The organism is Nocardiopsis alba DSM 43377 (genome assembly GCF_000341225.1).
Lineage (GTDB): Bacteria > Actinomycetota > Actinomycetes > Streptosporangiales > Streptosporangiaceae > Nocardiopsis > Nocardiopsis alba.
In genome coordinates this window covers 1-15,954 of the sequence record NZ_ANAC01000016.1, presented here as the reverse complement: position 1 = coordinate 15,954, position 15,954 = coordinate 1, and the positions used below count along the sequence as shown (strand labels likewise).

The window sequence follows — 15,954 nt, the reverse complement described above, 5'->3', positions numbered from 1 at the left end:
GTGAATGTGTCCCCGGGGTGGCCCCGGTACCACCGGGCCGGCGATTTTCCTTACCGATCTTTTGATGGCATGCTGATCTTCGGCTCGTGTGGCGTACCCTGGTCGGGTGCGCTTCATGCGCCTGCTTCACCACGTGAGGGGAGTATCCCTGTCGCGGCGGCGCCGTCATCACGGAGTACAAGGGCGTGCTCCCGGTTCCGTCGGTCCACACCGTTCCGGTGTGGGCGGGAGAGACCTCCGGTTCGTTATCGTGCGCGCACAACGCTCGCGCGCACCGACCGGAGGAGAATCCGTCCGTGAACGTTCCCCTGTGGGTCTGGGCTGCCACGATCGCGGCCATGATCCTGATCCTGACGCTGGATCTGATCATCGTCGACCACCCCTGGAGCAAGACCAAGGGTCCCAAGGAATTCGGGATCAAGCAGGCCGCCTGGTGGGCCGTCTTCTACATCGGTATCGCCGTGGTGTTCGGCCTCGGTCTCATGTACTTCGGCGGGGCGACCTCGGGCGCGGAGTACTTCGCCGGGTTCGTCACCGAGAAGAGCCTGAGCATCGACAACCTCTTCGTCTTCTATCTGTTGATGACGGCGTTCGCGGTGCCGAAGAAGTACCAGCACGAGGTGCTGCTGGTCGGCATCGTCCTGGCGATCATCATGCGCGGCGTCTTCATCGTCCTGGGCGCCCAGGTCATCAACGCCTGGAGCGAGGTCTTCTACCTCTTCGGCGTCTTCCTCATCTACACCGGCTACAAGATCGTCCGTGACCACGTGAAGGGCGACGAGGAGGAGAAGGACTTCACCCAGACCCCCGCGGTCCGTCTGGTGAAGCGCTTCTGGCCGGTCACCGACGACTACCACGGCGCCAAGCTCACGGTGAAGCTCGACGGCCGTCGTCACGTCACCCCGATGCTGCTGGTGATCGTCGCGATCGGCGTCATCGACCTGGTCTTCGCCGTCGACTCCATCCCGGCGATCTTCGGTCTGACCCAGGACGCCTACATCGTCTTCACCGCCAACGCCTTCGCCCTGATGGGTCTGCGCCAGCTCTACTTCCTGCTGGCCGGACTGATGGACCGTCTGGCCTACATCAGCTGGGGCCTGTCGGCGATCATGGTGTTCATCGGTGTGAAGATGATCCTGCACGCGCTGCACGAGAACGGCGTCCACGTCATCGACATCGGCATCGGCACCTCGCTGACCGTCATCATCGGCATCATGACCATCACCGTCGTCGGCAGCCTGATCAAGTCCCGCTCGGACTCGAAGAAGAAGGCCGAGAGCGAGGCGATCGAGGGTTCCTGACCCCGGCCGGATCCGGCCGGATCCGATCGAGGAGATCGAGCCGAACCTCGTCGTTTCGAACGGCTGTTCGTCTATAGTGGTGGTGTTCTGACGCCGGAGCGTCATGGGCACCACCACTCTCTTCTGGTGGAAGAAACCGTCATGGGCGATCGTTGGTCTTGTCGGACGGGGTAGGGATCTCCTCCTCCCCGCTTCCCCTCAGCGGCCCGGCCCCGAGGCCGAGGCGGCCCTGATGGGTCCGCGACCGCCGTACCGCGAAGCCGCACGGGTCAACCGACGTCACGCGACGTGGTTGGACGTCCGGTGCGTCACAGCCGAAGGATGTCTCACTCGATGGTCGAACAACTGGTGGTGCGTGGAGCACGGGAGCACAACCTCAAGGACGTGTCCCTGGATCTGCCACGCGACTCCATGATCGTGTTCACCGGGCTGTCCGGATCGGGCAAGTCCTCGCTCGCCTTCGACACGATCTTCGCCGAGGGCCAGCGCCGCTACGTCGAGTCCCTCTCGGCGTACGCCCGCCAGTTCCTCGGTCAGATGGACAAACCCGACGTCGACTTCATCGAGGGCCTCTCGCCCGCGGTCTCCATCGATCAGAAGTCGACCAGCCGCAACCCGCGTTCCACGGTCGGGACCATCACCGAGGTCTACGACTACCTGCGCCTGCTCTGGGCCAGGGTGGGCGTGCCGCACTGCCCCGAGTGCCACCGCGAGATCGCCCGGCAGAGCCCGCAGCAGATCGTCGACCGGGTCATGGAGATGACCGAGGGCACCCGTTTCCAGGTGCTGGCCCCCGTCGTGCGCGGCCGCAAGGGCGAGTACGTCGAACTCTTCAAGGAACTCCAGTCCAAGGGCTACACCCGCGCGGTGGTCGACGGCGAGGCGGTGCGGCTGGACGAGGCGCCCAAGCTGGGCCGCTACGACAAGCACGACATCGCGGTGGTCGTGGATCGGCTCAGCGTCAAGCCCGGCTCCCCGGGCCGGCTCACCGACTCGATCGAGACGGCGCTGAAGCTGGCCGGCGGCACGATCGTGCTGGACTTCGTCGACCTGGACGCCGAGGACCCCGAGCGCGAGAAGGTCTTCTCCGAGCACCTGTACTGCCCCTACGACGACCTCTCCTTCGAACAACTCGAACCGCGCTCCTTCTCCTTCAACGCCCCCTACGGCGCCTGCCCCGACTGCTCCGGTCTGGGCACCCGCATGGAGGTCGACGCCGACCTGCTGGTCCCCGACCCGGAGAAGACCCTGGCCGAAGGGGCGATCTCGCCCTGGTCGGGCGGGCCCAACAGCGGCTACTGGGAGCGGATCCTCACGGCGTTGGGCGAGGCGATCGGCTTCGACCTGGACACCCCCTGGGAGCGTCTGCCCCGCAAGGCGCGCAAGGCCATCCTGGAGGGGCACGGCACCCAGGTGCACGTCAGCTACCGCAACCGGTACGGGCGCAGCCGCTCCTACTACACCGAGTTCGAGGGGGTCGTTCCCTGGGTGCGGCGCCGCCACTCCGAGGTGGAGAGCGACCACACGCGCGAGCGCCTCGAGGGCTACATGCGCACGGTGCCCTGCCCCACCTGTGAGGGGACCCGGCTCAAGCCGGTGGTGCTGGCCGTGACCGTGGGCGGTCGCTCGATCGCCGACGTCGCGTCGATGTCGCTGCGGGACAGCGCCGCCTTCCTCGCCGACCTGACGCTCTCCGACCGGGACATGGTCATCGCCTCCCAGGTGCTCAAGGAGATCAACGCCCGGCTGGGGTTCCTGCTGGACGTGGGTCTGGACTACCTGAGCCTGGCGCGTTCGTCCGGTTCGCTCTCGGGCGGCGAGGCCCAGCGCATCCGGTTGGCCACCCAGATCGGTTCGGGGCTGGTGGGCGTCCTCTACGTGCTGGACGAGCCCTCCATCGGGCTGCACCAGCGCGACAACGCCCGCCTGTTGGAGACGCTCCAGCGGCTGCGCGACATCGGTAACACGCTCATCGTGGTCGAACACGACGAGGACACCATCCGCGCCGCCGACTGGGTCGTGGACATCGGCCCCGGCGCGGGCGAGCACGGCGGCCACGTCGTGGTCTCGGGCATCGTCGACGAGCTGCTCACCTCGACCGACTCGCTGACCGGCGACTATCTGTCGGGGCGGCGCGCCATCGAGCTGCCCAAGCTGAGGCGGCCGGTCACCAAGGGCCATGAACTGGTGGTCCGAGGGGCGCGGGAGAACAACCTGGACGGGATCGACGTGACCTTCCCGCTCGGGGTGTTCACCGCGGTCACCGGTGTGTCCGGTTCGGGTAAGTCCACCCTGGTCAACGAGATCCTGTACAAGGCCCTGGCCAAGGAGCTCAACGGCGCCCGCGACGTGCCCGGTCGGCATCTGCGGGTCAACGGCACCGGCAAGGTCGACAAGGTGGTGCACGTCGATCAGAGCCCGATCGGTCGTACCCCGCGTTCCAACCCGGCCACCTACTCCGGGGTCTTCGACCACGTGCGCAAGCTGTTCGCGCAGACCACCGACGCCAAGACCCGCGGCTACCAGCCGGGACGGTTCTCCTTCAACGTCAAGGGCGGCCGTTGCGAGGCCTGCGCGGGCGACGGCACGCTCAAGATCGAGATGCAGTTCCTGCCCGACGTGTACGTGCCCTGCGAGGTCTGCCACGGAGCCCGGTACAACCGGGAGACCCTTCAGGTGAAGTACAAGGGCAAGAACATCTCCGAGGTGTTGGACATGCCCATCTCCGAGGCCCTGGAGTTCTTCGAGCCGATCAACGCGATCCGCCGCCACCTCCAGACGCTCAGCGACGTGGGGTTGGGCTACGTGCGGTTGGGGCAGCCGGCCACGACCCTGTCGGGCGGTGAGGCCCAGCGGGTCAAGCTCGCCGCGGAGCTTCAGCGCCGTTCCACCGGGCGCACCGTGTACGTGCTGGACGAGCCGACCACGGGTCTGCACTTCGAGGACATCCGCAAGCTGTTGGGCGTGCTCGACCGGCTGACCGAGAGCGGCAACACGGTGATCGTCATCGAGCACAACCTCGACGTCATCAAGACCGCCGACCACGTCATCGACATGGGCCCCGAGGGCGGTTCCGGCGGTGGCATGGTCGTGGCCCAGGGGACCCCGGAGGAGGTCGCCGCGGTCGCGGAGTCCTACACCGGTCGTTTCCTCGCCAAGATGCTCTGACCCTCCCTTCGGTCCGTTCGGGGCCCGCGTCGCCCTCCGGTGACGCGGGCCCCGCTCCGTACCCGGCCGCCCTGTCACGTGAGGGGCGGGATCGGGCACTCCGGGCGGGCTACTACAGTTCGTAGTGGACTGTCAGGCGCAGGTGAGGAGCGTTCGGTCGTGGCCGGAAAGAGGACATGCGGGTGCGGGGTGAGCAGGCGGCGTCTGCTCGGTACGGCGGGCGCGGCGGCGGCCGTCACCGCTGTGAGCGCCTGTGGCGAACCTCCGGACCCCCAGGAGATACGCCGCGGTCACGTGATCGGTCAGGTCGACGAGGTGCCCGAGGGCGGCGGGGCGGTCTTCAGTCAGAGCAAGCTGGTGGTCACCCAGCCCGAGAAGGGCGAGTACAAGGCGTTCAGCGCCTCCTGCACCCACGGTGGATGCACCGTGCAGGAGGTGGAGGACGAGGTGATCCGCTGCCTGTGCCACGGAAGCGAGTTCGACATCACCTCGGGCGAGCCGGTCACCGGGCCGGCCCAGGAGCCGTTGGAGCCCTTCACGGTCACCATCGATGGTGGGGACATCATCCTCGACTGACACGGTCGGTGGACGTCGACGCGAAGCGGCCCTGTCGAGTCGGACTCGACGGGGCCGCTTCGTACGTCGGGGAGGGGGTCAGACCTCCTCGGGGTCGCCCGAACGCGCGTCGCCCGCGTCGTCGTGGGCCAGGGCGGAGGCCGCGACGCTGCGGCGGAAGGCCGAGGTGGGGAAACGCGAGGCGTAGGAGGAGTCCTCCTCGCCGCCGACGAACTCGGTGCGCTTGCGCGGCAGGGACTCCGGGTAGTGGGTGGTCAGCCAGGTGATGAGATGTTCGCGGATCTCACAGGCGATGTTCCACTGGGCTCCGGTGTCGGCGGCGGTGGCGACCACGCGCACCATCACCTCGCCGCTCTCGCTGATGTCCACGACCTGGCAGGACCAGCTGCGCCCGTCCCAGTGGTCGCTGGAGGTGATCAGACGGCCGGCCTCCTCGCGGAGTTCGGCGATGGGCACCTCCCAGTCGAGGGGGAGCTGCACCTTGGCGGTGATGTTGGTGCCCGACTTCGTCCAGTTCTCGAAGCTGGTCGTGGTGAAGTTGGCGACCGGGACCACCAGGCGGCGCTCGTCCCAGATCTTGATGGTGACGTTGACCAGGCTGAGCTCCTCGACCCGGCCCCACTCGCCCTCGACCACGACCACGTCGCCGATGCGGAGGGCGTCGCTGAAGGCGAGCTGGAGTCCGGCGAACAGGTTGCCCAGGGTCGACTGGGCGGCGACACCGGCGACGATACCGATGATGCCCGCAGAGGCCAGGAGTCCGGCGCCCAGCGCCTTCACCGCGTCGAAGGTGAACAGGATGGCGGCGATCGCCAGGACGACGATGATGGAGGTGATGACCCGGCGCAGCAGACGGACCTGGGTCTGGAGGCGGCGTGCCCGGCGGTCGGCGTCGCCGTTGCTCGCGGACAGGCGCTGGAGCACCATGTCGGTGGCGGCGTAGGCGAGGCTGATGCCCAGGGCGGTCAGCGTGCCGATCATCAGGATCTGCATCGCGTGCTGGATGGTCTGGTAGGTGCTCCAGCCGACGTCGCCCACGCTGGGCAGCGCCAGGTTGGCGCCCACCACGGCCGCGGCGGTGTAGGCGGTCACCGCGGATCGCGAGACCACGTATCGCGCCATCGGCCAGATCTTGCCCAACTTGTGGTTGAGCAGCCAGTGCAACGCGAAGACCAGGGCCATGGAGAGCGCGATGGCGATGCCGATCGCGATCCAGTGCTCGACGGTCACGATGTGGAGCCCCCTTGTCGTTCGTCTGTTCGTCGGGTGCGGGCCCGGGTGTCGGGCCGAGAGGAGGGAGGGATCCCCGCCTCGGGGAGGGTGGGTGTCGCGGGTGTCGCGGTCCACGTGCCGGAGTGGGCGAACGTGGCCATCAAGGTCTCCTCCTTGATGCTGAAAAGGCCCAATGAAAGAGGTTTTCGAGTCCTTTGGGACGAGAACGCGGTCTTTCCGGGTCGAGGTCCCTTACGTCGGGAAGTCCGTCGGTATCCGCCCAACCTAGACTATGTGGATACCCAATCGTGACGTTTGCGGGAAGGATCACCCGGAAGTGAGACGCGGCACTGTGTCGTTCGCGCCGACGAGTGGCCGTCTGTCGCCGTGACACATCAGAATGGGGGCATGGCTGCGACTCCTCACCTACGACCCGCGCCCGGATCGATCCCCACCGAGCCCGGCGTCTACCGGTTCCGCGACGCGTCCGGCCAGGTCATCTACGTGGGCAAGGCCAAGAACCTGAGGTCGCGGCTGTCCTCCTACTTCCGTGACTTCGCGGGCCTGCATCCGCGTACCCAGCAGATGGTCTCCACCGCCGACGACGTGGACTGGACGATCGTCGGCACCGAGGTCGAGGCCCTCCAGCTCGAGTACTCGTGGATCAAGCAGTACAATCCGCGCTTCAACGTCAAGTATCGCGATGACAAGAGCTACCCCTACCTCGCGGTGACGCTCAACGAGGAGTTCCCGCGCGTTCAGGTGATGCGGGGCGCCAAGCGCAAGGGCGTCCGTTACTTCGGCCCCTATTCGCACGCCTGGGCCATCCGGGAGACCGTCGACCTGCTGTTGCGGGTCTTTCCGGTGCGCACCTGCTCGGCCGGGGTCTTCCGCGGGGCGCGCAACAGTGGTCGCCCCTGCCTGCTCGGTTACATCGGCAAGTGCGTGGCCCCCTGCGTGGGCCGTGCCTCACCGGAGGAGCACCGGGACCTGGTGGAGGACTTCTGTGCCTTCCTGGCCGGTGACACCGGGCGGTTCCTGAAGGAGCTCGAAGGGCGGATGAGGGAGGCGGCCGGCGAGCAGGAGTACGAGCGGGCCGCGCGTCTGCGCGACGACATCGAGGCCCTGCGCGCCGCTCTGGAGAAGCAGGCCGTGGTCCTGCCCGACTCCACCGACTGCGACGTCATCGCCATGGCCGACGACCCCTTGGAGGCGGCGGTCCAGATCTTCCACGTGCGCGGCGGACGGATCCGGGGGCGACGCGGTTACGTGGTCGACCGGGTGAGCGACGCCGATACGGGCGAGTTGATGCAGACCTTCCTGCGCCAGATCTACGGGGCGTTGGACGGGGAGGAGGAGACCGAGGGCACGGGCACCTCCGTGCCGCGCGAGGTCCTGGTCTCCCATGAGCCCTCCGATCGGGAGGCGGTCGCCGTCTGGTTGTCGGAGCATCGGGGATCGACGGTCGACCTGCGGGTGCCGCGGCGTGGGGACAAGAAGTCCCTGATGGAGACGGTCGATCGCAACGCGCGTGAGGCGCTGGCCCGGCACAAGACGCACCGCGCGGGCGATCTGAGCACGCGGAGCCGGGCCCTCAACGAGATCCAGGAGGCCCTGGATCTGCCGGAGGCGCCGCTGCGCATCGAATGCTTCGACATCTCCAACCTCCAGGGCGAGCACGTGGTCGCCTCCATGGTGGTCTTCGAGGACGGGCTGGCCCGCAAGTCCGAGTACCGCCGCTTCTCGGTCCGCGGCAGCGGCGAGGGCGGCTCGGAACAGCACGACGTGGCGGCCATGTACGAGGTGGTCTCCCGGCGTTTCCGCCGCTACCTGGAGGAGAGCTCTCGCTCGGGCGAGGTCGCCAGGATGGGCGGCCCCGACGACCAGGGGGCCGGCACCGGGGGAGAGGAACCGACCCCCGGTAAGTTCGCCTATCCGCCCAACCTGGTGGTGGTGGACGGCGCCCTTCCCCAGGCCAGGGCGGCGCGACGCGCCCTGGACGAGTTGGGGATCGAGGACGTGGCCGTGTGCGGGCTGGCCAAACGTCTGGAAGAGGTATGGCTGCCCGACGACGAGGATCCGGTGATCCTTCCCCGCAACGGGGAGGGGCTCTATCTTCTGCAACGGGTGCGTGACGAGGCCCACCGCTTCGCCATCCGCTATCACCGGCAGAAACGTGCCAAGGCGCTCACCGGCAGCAGCCTGGACGAGCTCGCGGGGCTCGGTCCGGCGCGGCGGAGCGCCCTCATCAAGGAGTTCGGTTCCGTGAAGCGTTTGGCCTCGGCGAGTGTCGAGGAGATCGCGGCCGTGCCCGGTATCGGCCCCAAGCTGGCCGAGGCCGTGCACGAGCACCTCTCCGGTGGCCCCACCGGAGCCGGTGACGAGGGTTCAGGGGCGACGAGAGACCGGAAGACGGACGGGGGAGGAGACACATGACGGTCGAACTGGGTGGGGAACTGCCACCCGAGGTGGTCATCGTCACCGGCATGTCCGGTGCGGGACGGAGCACGGCGGCCAGGGCCCTGGAGGACCTGGACTGGTTCGTGGTGGACAACCTGCCGCCGGGGCTGCTGCCCACGATGATCGAACTGGCGGGCCGTACCCACGGGGCGGTGCCCCGGGTGGCGGTGGTGGTGGACGTGCGTTCGCTGGCCTTCACCGAGGACCTGCTGTCCACGGTGGAGGGGCTGCGCAAGCGCGACATCGTCGCGCGCGTCCTCTACCTGGAGGCCTCCGACGAGGCCCTGGTCCGTCGGTTCGAGGGGGTGCGCCGCCCCCACCCGCTCCAGGGCGACGGGCGGCTCACCGACGGCATCTCGCTGGAGCGGGAGACGCTGCGGGCGGTCCGGGGCGAGGCCGACCTGGTCATCGACACCTCCCAGCTCAACGTGCACCAGCTCAAGGCCCGGGTGATCGGGTTCTTCGGTGAGAGCGACGAGGTGCGCACCCGCGCCAACGTGGTGTCCTTCGGTTTCAAGCACGGTCTGCCGGTCGACGCGGATCTGGTCCTGGACTGTCGTTTCCTGCCCAACCCCCACTGGGTGCCCGAGCTCAGGCCGATGAACGGGCGCGACGAGCCGGTGCGCGACTACGTGCTCTCCCAGGACGGCGCCAAGGAGATGCTGGAGTCCTACGTCGACGTCCTCAAGCTGATCATCGCCGGCTATCAGCGTGAGGGGAAGCACTACATGACGTTCGCGGTGGGCTGCACGGGGGGCAAGCACCGCAGCGTGGCGATGGCGGAGCAGTTCGGCGAGCGGTTGCGGGGTCTGGGGGTGGACGTGCACGTGGTCCACCGGGACGTCGGAAGGGAGTGATCCACGCCCGCCCGGTGTGGTGAACCGAATCGCCAAGAGTGGCGTCTTCACTTACATTGGCCCGATCGCCATCGGCCCCGGCCCGGGAGGGCCCGGGTCCGACGGGGCACGGTGGCGGGTCGATCGTTCGTACGCCGTCGAGTGACGGTAGGGGCCGGAGTGTCCGAGGGACCACGGGACGAGGGGGCAGGCCGAAGGCATGGCGAAGAGCACCGCGCCGGACGGGCCGGACGGGGACGACGACTCGCGGCCACCACGGGTGGTCGCGCTGGGGGGCGGGCACGGCCTGTACGCCTCGTTGTCGGCGCTGCGCAGGGTGACCACGGACGTCACCGCGATCGTGACCGTCGCCGACGACGGCGGATCCAGCGGGCGGCTGCGCAGGGAGTTGGGGGTGCTGCCACCGGGTGATCTGCGGATGGCCTTGGCGGCGTTGTGCGGGGACGACGAATGGGGGCACACCTGGACCCAGGTGCTCCAGCACCGTTTCCGTTCGGAGGGCGAGCTGCACGGCCACGCCGTCGGGAACCTGCTGATCGTGGCCCTGTGGGAGCTTTTGGGCGATTCGGTGGCGGGGCTGGACTGGGTGGGGCAGTTGTTGGGCGCCCACGGTCGGGTCCTGCCGATGTCCTCGGCCCCGCTGGAGATCTCCGCCGAGGTGGAGGGGGTGGACCCCGAGCGTCCGCACGAGCTCACCACGGTGCGCGGCCAGGTGGCCTGCGCGAGCACCAGTGGTCGGGTGCGATCCATCTCCCTGCTTCCGGAGGAGCCGCCGGCCAGTCCGCAGGCGGTCAAGGCGGTACGCGAGGCGGACTGGGTGGTCTTCGGGCCCGGTTCGTGGTTCACCAGTGTGCTGCCGCACCTGCTGGTGCCGGATCTGGCGCACGCCCTGGTCACCACCCGGGCCAAGAGGCTGGTGGCCCTGAACCTGTCGCCCCAGAAGGGCGAGACCGACGACTTCCGGCCCGAGACCTACCTGGAGGTGCTGCGCGAGCACGCCCCCAAGCTGGGGGTGGACGTCGTGCTGGCCGACACCGGGACGGTGGAGGACCCGCTGCCGTTGGAGGCGGTGGTGGGCGAGCTCGGAGGGCGTCTGGAGCTGGCCGAGCTGAGCATGGGGGACGGTGGCCCCCGGCACGATCCGGACCTGTTCGCCACGGCTCTGGAGCGAATCCTGGTGGATTGACGGGTTCGTTGTGACGGTCCCCGGGGAAAGGGGGCCGCATGGCCGAACAGCACCGCGTTCACCTGGAACGCGTCTACGACGAGATCCACGCCGAAGAACATCCCGACCGGGAGGGGGAGGCCCCTCCCGGTCCGCGTTTCCTCGTTGACCGGCTCTGGCCGCGCGGGGTGCGCAAGAGCACCTTGGAAGAGGTCCGGTGGGTCAAGGACGTGGCCCCCGACCCGGAGCTGCGCTCCTGGTTCGGACACGACCCGGACCGTTTCGCGGAGTTCGCCGAGCGGTATCGCACCGAACTCGAACAGCGGCCCGAGGCGCTCGAACCGATCCTGGAGGCCGCCCGTCGGGGTCCGGTGACCCTGCTCTACGCGGCCAAGGACACCAGACACAACCACGCGGTGGTCCTCCGGGACCACCTGGAGTCGCTGTTGGCCCCCTGAAAGTCGGGGGGAGCAATTGACCGCACACCGACACGAAGGCCGACACGCCGCCTGTGAGCAGGGACAGCGGATCGGCAACACGCCGTCCAGGGGTCGGCGGGAAGGCCCGCGTCACGTAGTCTGCGACGAGAAAGCCGCCCGGTCCTCGGGGGTCCGGACGGCGGTACCGGTGTCGGTGTACGACACCAGGGTTCCTGGCAGCTCAAGGGGAGGATCGCAGCGATGGCGATGACCGGCGTGGTGAAGGACGAGTTGAGCCGGCTGGCGATCCTCAAGCCATGCTGCCGTAAGGCGGAGGTGTCCACCATCCTCCGCTTCACCGGGGGCCTTCACCTGGTGGGCGGTCGGATCGTGATCGAGGCCGAGCTCGACACGGGCGCGGCCGCGCGACGCCTGCGCAAGGACATCTCGGAGGTCTTCGGCCACGAGTCCGAGGTGGTCGTGCTCTCCCCGAGCGGTCTGCGCAAGGGCAACAGGTACGTGGTCCGGGTGATCAAGGACGGCGAGTCCCTGGCCCGGCAGACGGGTCTGGTCGACAACAACGGTCGTCCGGTGCGCGGTCTGCCCCGGCACGTGGTGGCGGGCGGGGCCTGCGACTCGGAGTCGGCCTGGCGCGGTGCCTTCATCGCGCACGGTTCGTTGACCGAGCCGGGACGCTCGATGTCGCTGGAGGTCACCTGCCCGGGGCCGGAGGCGGCGTTGGCGCTGGTGGGGGCGGCTCGTCGGCTCAAGGTGCACGCCAAGGCCCGTGAGGTGCGGGGCGTGGACCGGGTGGTCGTCCGTGACGGTGACTCCATCGGCGCTCTGTTGACCCTGTTGGGCGCCCACCAGAGTGTTCTGGCCTGGGAGGAGCGGCGGATGCGCCGTGAGGTGCGCGCGACCGCCAACCGTCTGGCCAACTTCGACGACGCCAACCTGCGTCGTAGCGCGCGTGCCGCCGTCGCGGCCGGAGCGCGGGTGGAGCGGGCGTTGGAGATCCTGGGGGAGGAGGCGCCCGATCACCTGGTGGCCGCGGGACGGCTGCGTCTGGCGCACAAGCAGGCCTCGCTGGAGGAGCTGGGCCAGCTCTCGGTGCCGCCGCTGACCAAGGACGCCATCGCCGGTCGTATCCGCAGGTTGTTGGCCATGGCCGACAAGCGGGCGAGCGACCTGGGCATCGAGGGAACAGAGGCGAACCTCACTCCGGACATGCTCGTCCCCTGACCCGGTGTCGGGGCCGGTCGGAGCACGAACGGCCCCGAACGCGCGATCGGCGATCGTGTGCACCTTTGTTAACTGGGAAAACTCAGGGATAACTTCCGAAAATGGTATAGACCTCTCCGCTTCACGGTGTCAGGATGGGTGCGACTCCACGAGGAGTGGAAGGGCTGTCCGCCGAGGGGGGCGAACGGGTTCCCGCCGGCACTCCGATAGGCTCTTTGTGAACACCTGTTACACGTTCACGCTGTTCAACGTGGTCGACCCGGACCGTACCGGTCGGGGTCCCGAGCGCGGGCGTACGGGTGAAACTGCTGTGCGATATATGAGGAGATTGGTTCCGTGACCATCCGTGTAGGCGTCAACGGCTTCGGTCGGATCGGCCGCAATTTCTGGCGCGCGGTCGCCGCCGGCGACAGCGACATCGAAATCGTCGCGGTCAACGACCTCACCGACACCAAGACGCTCGCGCACCTGCTCAAGTACGACACCGTGCTCGGCACCCTCCAGGGCGAGGTCGAGGTCGGCGACGACTTCATCCGCGTCGGCGACAAGAACATCAAGGTCCTCGCCCAGCGCGACCCGGCCCAGCTGCCCTGGGGCGAGCTGAACGTCGACGTCGTCGTCGAGTCCACCGGCATCTTCACCAAGGCCGAGGACGCCAAGAAGCACATCGAGGCCGGCGCCAAGAAGGTCATCATCTCCGCCCCCGCCAAGGGCGAGGACATCACCATCGTGATGGGCGTCAACGACGACAAGTACGACGCCGCCTCGCACGACGTCATCTCCAACGCCTCCTGCACCACCAACTGCGTGGCGCCCATGGCGAAGGTCCTCAAGGACGCCTTCGGCATCCAGCAGGGCTTCATGACCACGGTGCACGCGTACACCAACGACCAGGTCATCCTGGACTTCCCGCACAAGGACCTGCGTCGCGCCCGCGCCGCCGCGCAGAACATCATCCCCACCAGCACCGGTGCCGCCAAGGCCACCGCCCTGGTGATCCCGGAGCTCGCCGGCAAGCTGGACGGCATGGCCATGCGCGTCCCGGTTCCGGACGGCTCCGCCACCGACCTGGTCGTCACCCTGGACCGTGAGGTCACCAAGGACGAGGTCAACGACGCGTTCAAGGCCGCGGCCGAAGGCCCGCTCAAGAACGTGCTCGTCTACACCGAGGACGAGATCGTCTCCTCCGACATCGTCGGCACCTCGCCCTCGTGCACCTTCGACGCCAAGATGACGATGGTCTCCGGCAACACCGTCAAGATCCTCGGCTGGTACGACAACGAGTGGGGCTACTCCAACCGCCTGGTCGACCTGGCCAAGCTGGTCGGCGCCGGCCTGTAACCACGGGTCCCCACGACTCGTGGCCGCACACGCGTGACCCGGCACCCCTTCCGCCCCGCGCGGTGGGGGTGCCGTCGCGTCCACGCCCGCCCGGCCCACCGTCCGGGAGCTTCAGACCCCACCAACCCCAACGAGGAGACCAGCATGCGGACGATCGACGACCTCGACGTCTCCGGAAAGCGCGTGTTCGTCCGGGCCGACCTGAACGTGCCCCTGGACGGTGACCGCATCACCGACGACGGGCGCATCCGCGCGGCCCTGCCGACCATCGACAAGCTGCGCGAACGCGGTGCCCGCGTCATCGTGGCCGCCCACCTGGGTCGCCCCAAGGGCGCCCCGGACCCCCGCTTCTCCCTGCGCCCCGTCGCCGCCCGTCTGGGCGAGCTGCTCGGCACCGAGGTCGCCTTCGCCACCGACACCGCCGGAGACTCCGCCCTGGAGACCTCCGCCGCGCTGAAGGACGGCCAGGTCGCCCTGCTGGAGAACGTGCGCTTCGAGCCCGGCGAGACCAGCAAGGACGACGCCGAGCGCGGTGAACTCGCCGACCGCTTCGCCCGCCTCGCCGACCTGTACGTCGGTGACGCCTTCGGCGCCGTGCACCGCAAGCACGCCAGCGTCTACGACCTTCCGGCCCGTCTGCCGCACGCCGTCGGCGGTCTGGTGCTGACCGAGGTCGAGGTGCTCAAGAAGCTCACCAGTGACCCGCAGCGCCCCTACGCCGTGGTCCTGGGCGGCTCCAAGGTCTCCGACAAGCTCGGCGTCATCGACAACCTCCTGGGGACCGCCGACCGTCTGCTCATCGGCGGCGGCATGGTGTTCACCTTCCTCAAGGCGCAGGGCTACGAGGTCGGTTCCAGCCTTCTGGAGGCCGACCAGCTCGACACCGTCCGCGGCTACCTGGAGCGGGCCGAGCGCGAGGGCGTGGAGATCGTCTTGCCGGTGGACGTCGTGGCCGCCGAGAAGTTCTCGGCCGACGCCCCCCACGCCGCCGTCGACGTCGACTCCATCCCGGCCGACCGGATGGGGCTGGACATCGGCCCCAAGAGCCGGCACCTGTTCGCCGAGAAGCTCGCCGACACCAAGACCGTCTTCTGGAACGGCCCCATGGGCGTGTTCGAGATGGAACCCTACGCGGGGGGCACCCGGGCCCTGGCCCAGGCGCTCATCGACTCCGACGCCTTCACCGTCGTCGGTGGTGGCGACTCGGCCGCGGCCGTGCGCGCCCTGGGCTTCGACGAGGCGGCCTTCGGTCACATCTCGACCGGTGGCGGCGCCAGCCTGGAGTACCTGGAGGGCAAGGCCCTTCCGGGCATCGACGCCCTCGCCTGACGTCATCCCCGTCGGGCCGGTACGGGGTCCCGGCCCGACGGGTACGACCCCCGCCCCGTGAACAAGAGAAGACTTTCGAGGAAGGGACGACGATGGCCAAGCGCATGCCGCTCATCGCGGGCAACTGGAAGATGAACAACAACCACCTCGAGGCGATCGCGCTGGTCCAGAAGCTGGCCTTCGCCCTGAACGACAAGGACTACGACAACGCCGAGGTCGTCGTCCTGCCCCCGTTCACCGACATCCGCAGCGTGCAGACGCTGGTGGACGGGGACAAGCTGCGCATCGGTTTCGGTGCCCAGGACATCTCCGCCCAGGACAAGGGCGCCTACACCGGTGAGATCTCCGGTGCGATGCTGGCCAAGCTGGAGTGCTCCTACGTCCTGGTCGGCCACTCCGAGCGTCGTGAATACCACAATGAGGACGACGCCTTGGTCAACGCCAAGGTCAAGGCCGCCTACAAGAACGGGATCGTCCCGATCCTGTGCGTGGGCGAGGGCCTGGAGGTCCGCAAGGCCGGTGCCCAGGTCGAGCACGTCCTGGCCCAGCTCGACGGCGCTCTGAAGGAGATCACCGCCGAGCAGGCGGAGAAGATCGTCGTGGCCTACGAGCCCGTGTGGGCCATCGGTACCGGTGAGGTCGCCACCCCCGAGGACGCCCAGGAGGTCTGCGCGGCGATCCGTGCCCGTCTGGCCGAGCTGTACTCGCCCGAGGTCGCCGACGCGGTGCGCGTCCTCTACGGCGGCTCCGTCAAGGGCGACAACGCCCCCGGCATCATGGCCAAGGCCGACGTGGACGGCGCCCTGGTGGGCGGTGCCTGCCTGAAGGCGGACGAGTTCGCCAAGGTGATCCGCTTCCGCGAGAACGGCTGACCGAACGTCTCG

Annotated in this window: 12 protein-coding genes; 11 read left to right on the top strand and 1 reads right to left on the bottom strand. The window is 68.5% G+C overall.

Translation table 11 applies throughout. The annotated features are described in order from the left end of the window. The first annotated feature begins 296 nt into the window (after window positions 1-296). From D451_RS0117830 to D451_RS0117820, 3 genes are all read left to right on the top strand, one after another. Window positions 297-1,301 (top strand): TerC family protein, encoded by a 1,005-nt coding sequence (locus D451_RS0117830; protein ID WP_017535444.1) that lies wholly within the window; start codon window positions 297-299, stop codon window positions 1,299-1,301. A 333-nt stretch (window positions 1,302-1,634) separates the two neighbouring features. Then, complete coding sequence (gene uvrA / locus D451_RS0117825; protein ID WP_014910945.1) at window positions 1,635-4,469, top strand: excinuclease ABC subunit UvrA; 2,835 nt, start codon at window positions 1,635-1,637, stop codon at window positions 4,467-4,469. A gap of 189 nt (window positions 4,470-4,658) precedes the next feature. Then, on the top strand, window positions 4,659-5,045 hold the full coding sequence (locus D451_RS0117820; RefSeq protein ID WP_017535443.1) for a Rieske (2Fe-2S) protein: 387 nt from the start codon (window positions 4,659-4,661) through the stop codon (window positions 5,043-5,045). Window positions 5,046-5,123: 78 nt separating this feature from the next. Here D451_RS0117820 and D451_RS0117815 read toward each other — a convergent pair whose 3' ends face one another. Further along, window positions 5,124-6,275, bottom strand: a complete 1,152-nt coding sequence (locus D451_RS0117815; protein WP_014908560.1) for a mechanosensitive ion channel family protein — start codon at window positions 6,273-6,275, stop codon at window positions 5,124-5,126. Window positions 6,276-6,665: 390 nt separating this feature from the next. On the opposite strand from D451_RS0117815, the gene uvrC reads away from it, so the two are divergent. The 8 genes from uvrC (at window position 6,666) to tpiA (ending at window position 15,942) form a co-directional block, all read left to right on the top strand. Further along, complete coding sequence (gene uvrC, locus D451_RS0117810; protein ID WP_017535442.1) at window positions 6,666-8,693, top strand: excinuclease ABC subunit UvrC; 2,028 nt, start codon at window positions 6,666-6,668, stop codon at window positions 8,691-8,693. Then, complete coding sequence (gene rapZ / locus D451_RS0117805) at window positions 8,690-9,574, top strand: RNase adapter RapZ (protein ID WP_014913217.1); 885 nt, start codon at window positions 8,690-8,692, stop codon at window positions 9,572-9,574. The genes uvrC and rapZ overlap by 4 nt, the downstream gene beginning before the upstream one ends. Window positions 9,575-9,773: 199 nt before the next feature. Further along, entirely contained in the window at window positions 9,774-10,760 is a 987-nt protein-coding gene (locus D451_RS0117800) for a gluconeogenesis factor YvcK family protein (RefSeq protein WP_017535441.1), read from the top strand. 38 nt (window positions 10,761-10,798) lie between these two features. Then, on the top strand, window positions 10,799-11,197 hold the full coding sequence (locus tag D451_RS0117795; protein WP_014911309.1) for a DUF488 domain-containing protein: 399 nt from the start codon (window positions 10,799-10,801) through the stop codon (window positions 11,195-11,197). 222 nt (window positions 11,198-11,419) lie between these two features. Continuing rightward, window positions 11,420-12,400 (top strand): DNA-binding protein WhiA, encoded by a 981-nt coding sequence (whiA, locus tag D451_RS0117790; protein WP_014910031.1) that lies wholly within the window; start codon window positions 11,420-11,422, stop codon window positions 12,398-12,400. A gap of 336 nt (window positions 12,401-12,736) precedes the next feature. Next, the gene (gene gap, locus D451_RS0117785) at window positions 12,737-13,741 is read left to right on the top strand and encodes a type I glyceraldehyde-3-phosphate dehydrogenase (protein ID WP_014911115.1); all 1,005 of its coding nucleotides are present in this window, start codon (window positions 12,737-12,739) and stop codon (window positions 13,739-13,741) included. Between the two features lie 144 nt (window positions 13,742-13,885). Further along, a complete protein-coding gene (locus D451_RS0117780; RefSeq protein WP_014909709.1) occupies window positions 13,886-15,070 on the top strand; it encodes a phosphoglycerate kinase in 1,185 nt (394 codons plus the stop codon). Window positions 15,071-15,162: 92 nt separating this feature from the next. Further along, window positions 15,163-15,942, top strand: a complete 780-nt coding sequence (gene tpiA, locus D451_RS0117775) for a triose-phosphate isomerase (protein WP_017535440.1) — start codon at window positions 15,163-15,165, stop codon at window positions 15,940-15,942. Window positions 15,943-15,954 lie beyond the last annotated feature (12 nt).

Coding starts and splice junctions, on each gene's coding strand:
- uvrA (WP_014910945.1), top strand. CDS start 1,635: ATGGTCGAACAACTGGTGGTGCGTGGAGCACGGGAGCACAACCTCAAG.
- uvrC (WP_017535442.1), top strand. CDS start 6,666: ATGGCTGCGACTCCTCACCTACGACCCGCGCCCGGATCGATCCCCACC.
- rapZ (WP_014913217.1), top strand. CDS start 8,690: ATGACGGTCGAACTGGGTGGGGAACTGCCACCCGAGGTGGTCATCGTC.
- D451_RS0117800 (WP_017535441.1), top strand. CDS start 9,774: ATGGCGAAGAGCACCGCGCCGGACGGGCCGGACGGGGACGACGACTCG.
- D451_RS0117795 (WP_014911309.1), top strand. CDS start 10,799: ATGGCCGAACAGCACCGCGTTCACCTGGAACGCGTCTACGACGAGATC.
- whiA (WP_014910031.1), top strand. CDS start 11,420: ATGGCGATGACCGGCGTGGTGAAGGACGAGTTGAGCCGGCTGGCGATC.
- D451_RS0117780 (WP_014909709.1), top strand. CDS start 13,886: ATGCGGACGATCGACGACCTCGACGTCTCCGGAAAGCGCGTGTTCGTC.
- tpiA (WP_017535440.1), top strand. CDS start 15,163: ATGGCCAAGCGCATGCCGCTCATCGCGGGCAACTGGAAGATGAACAAC.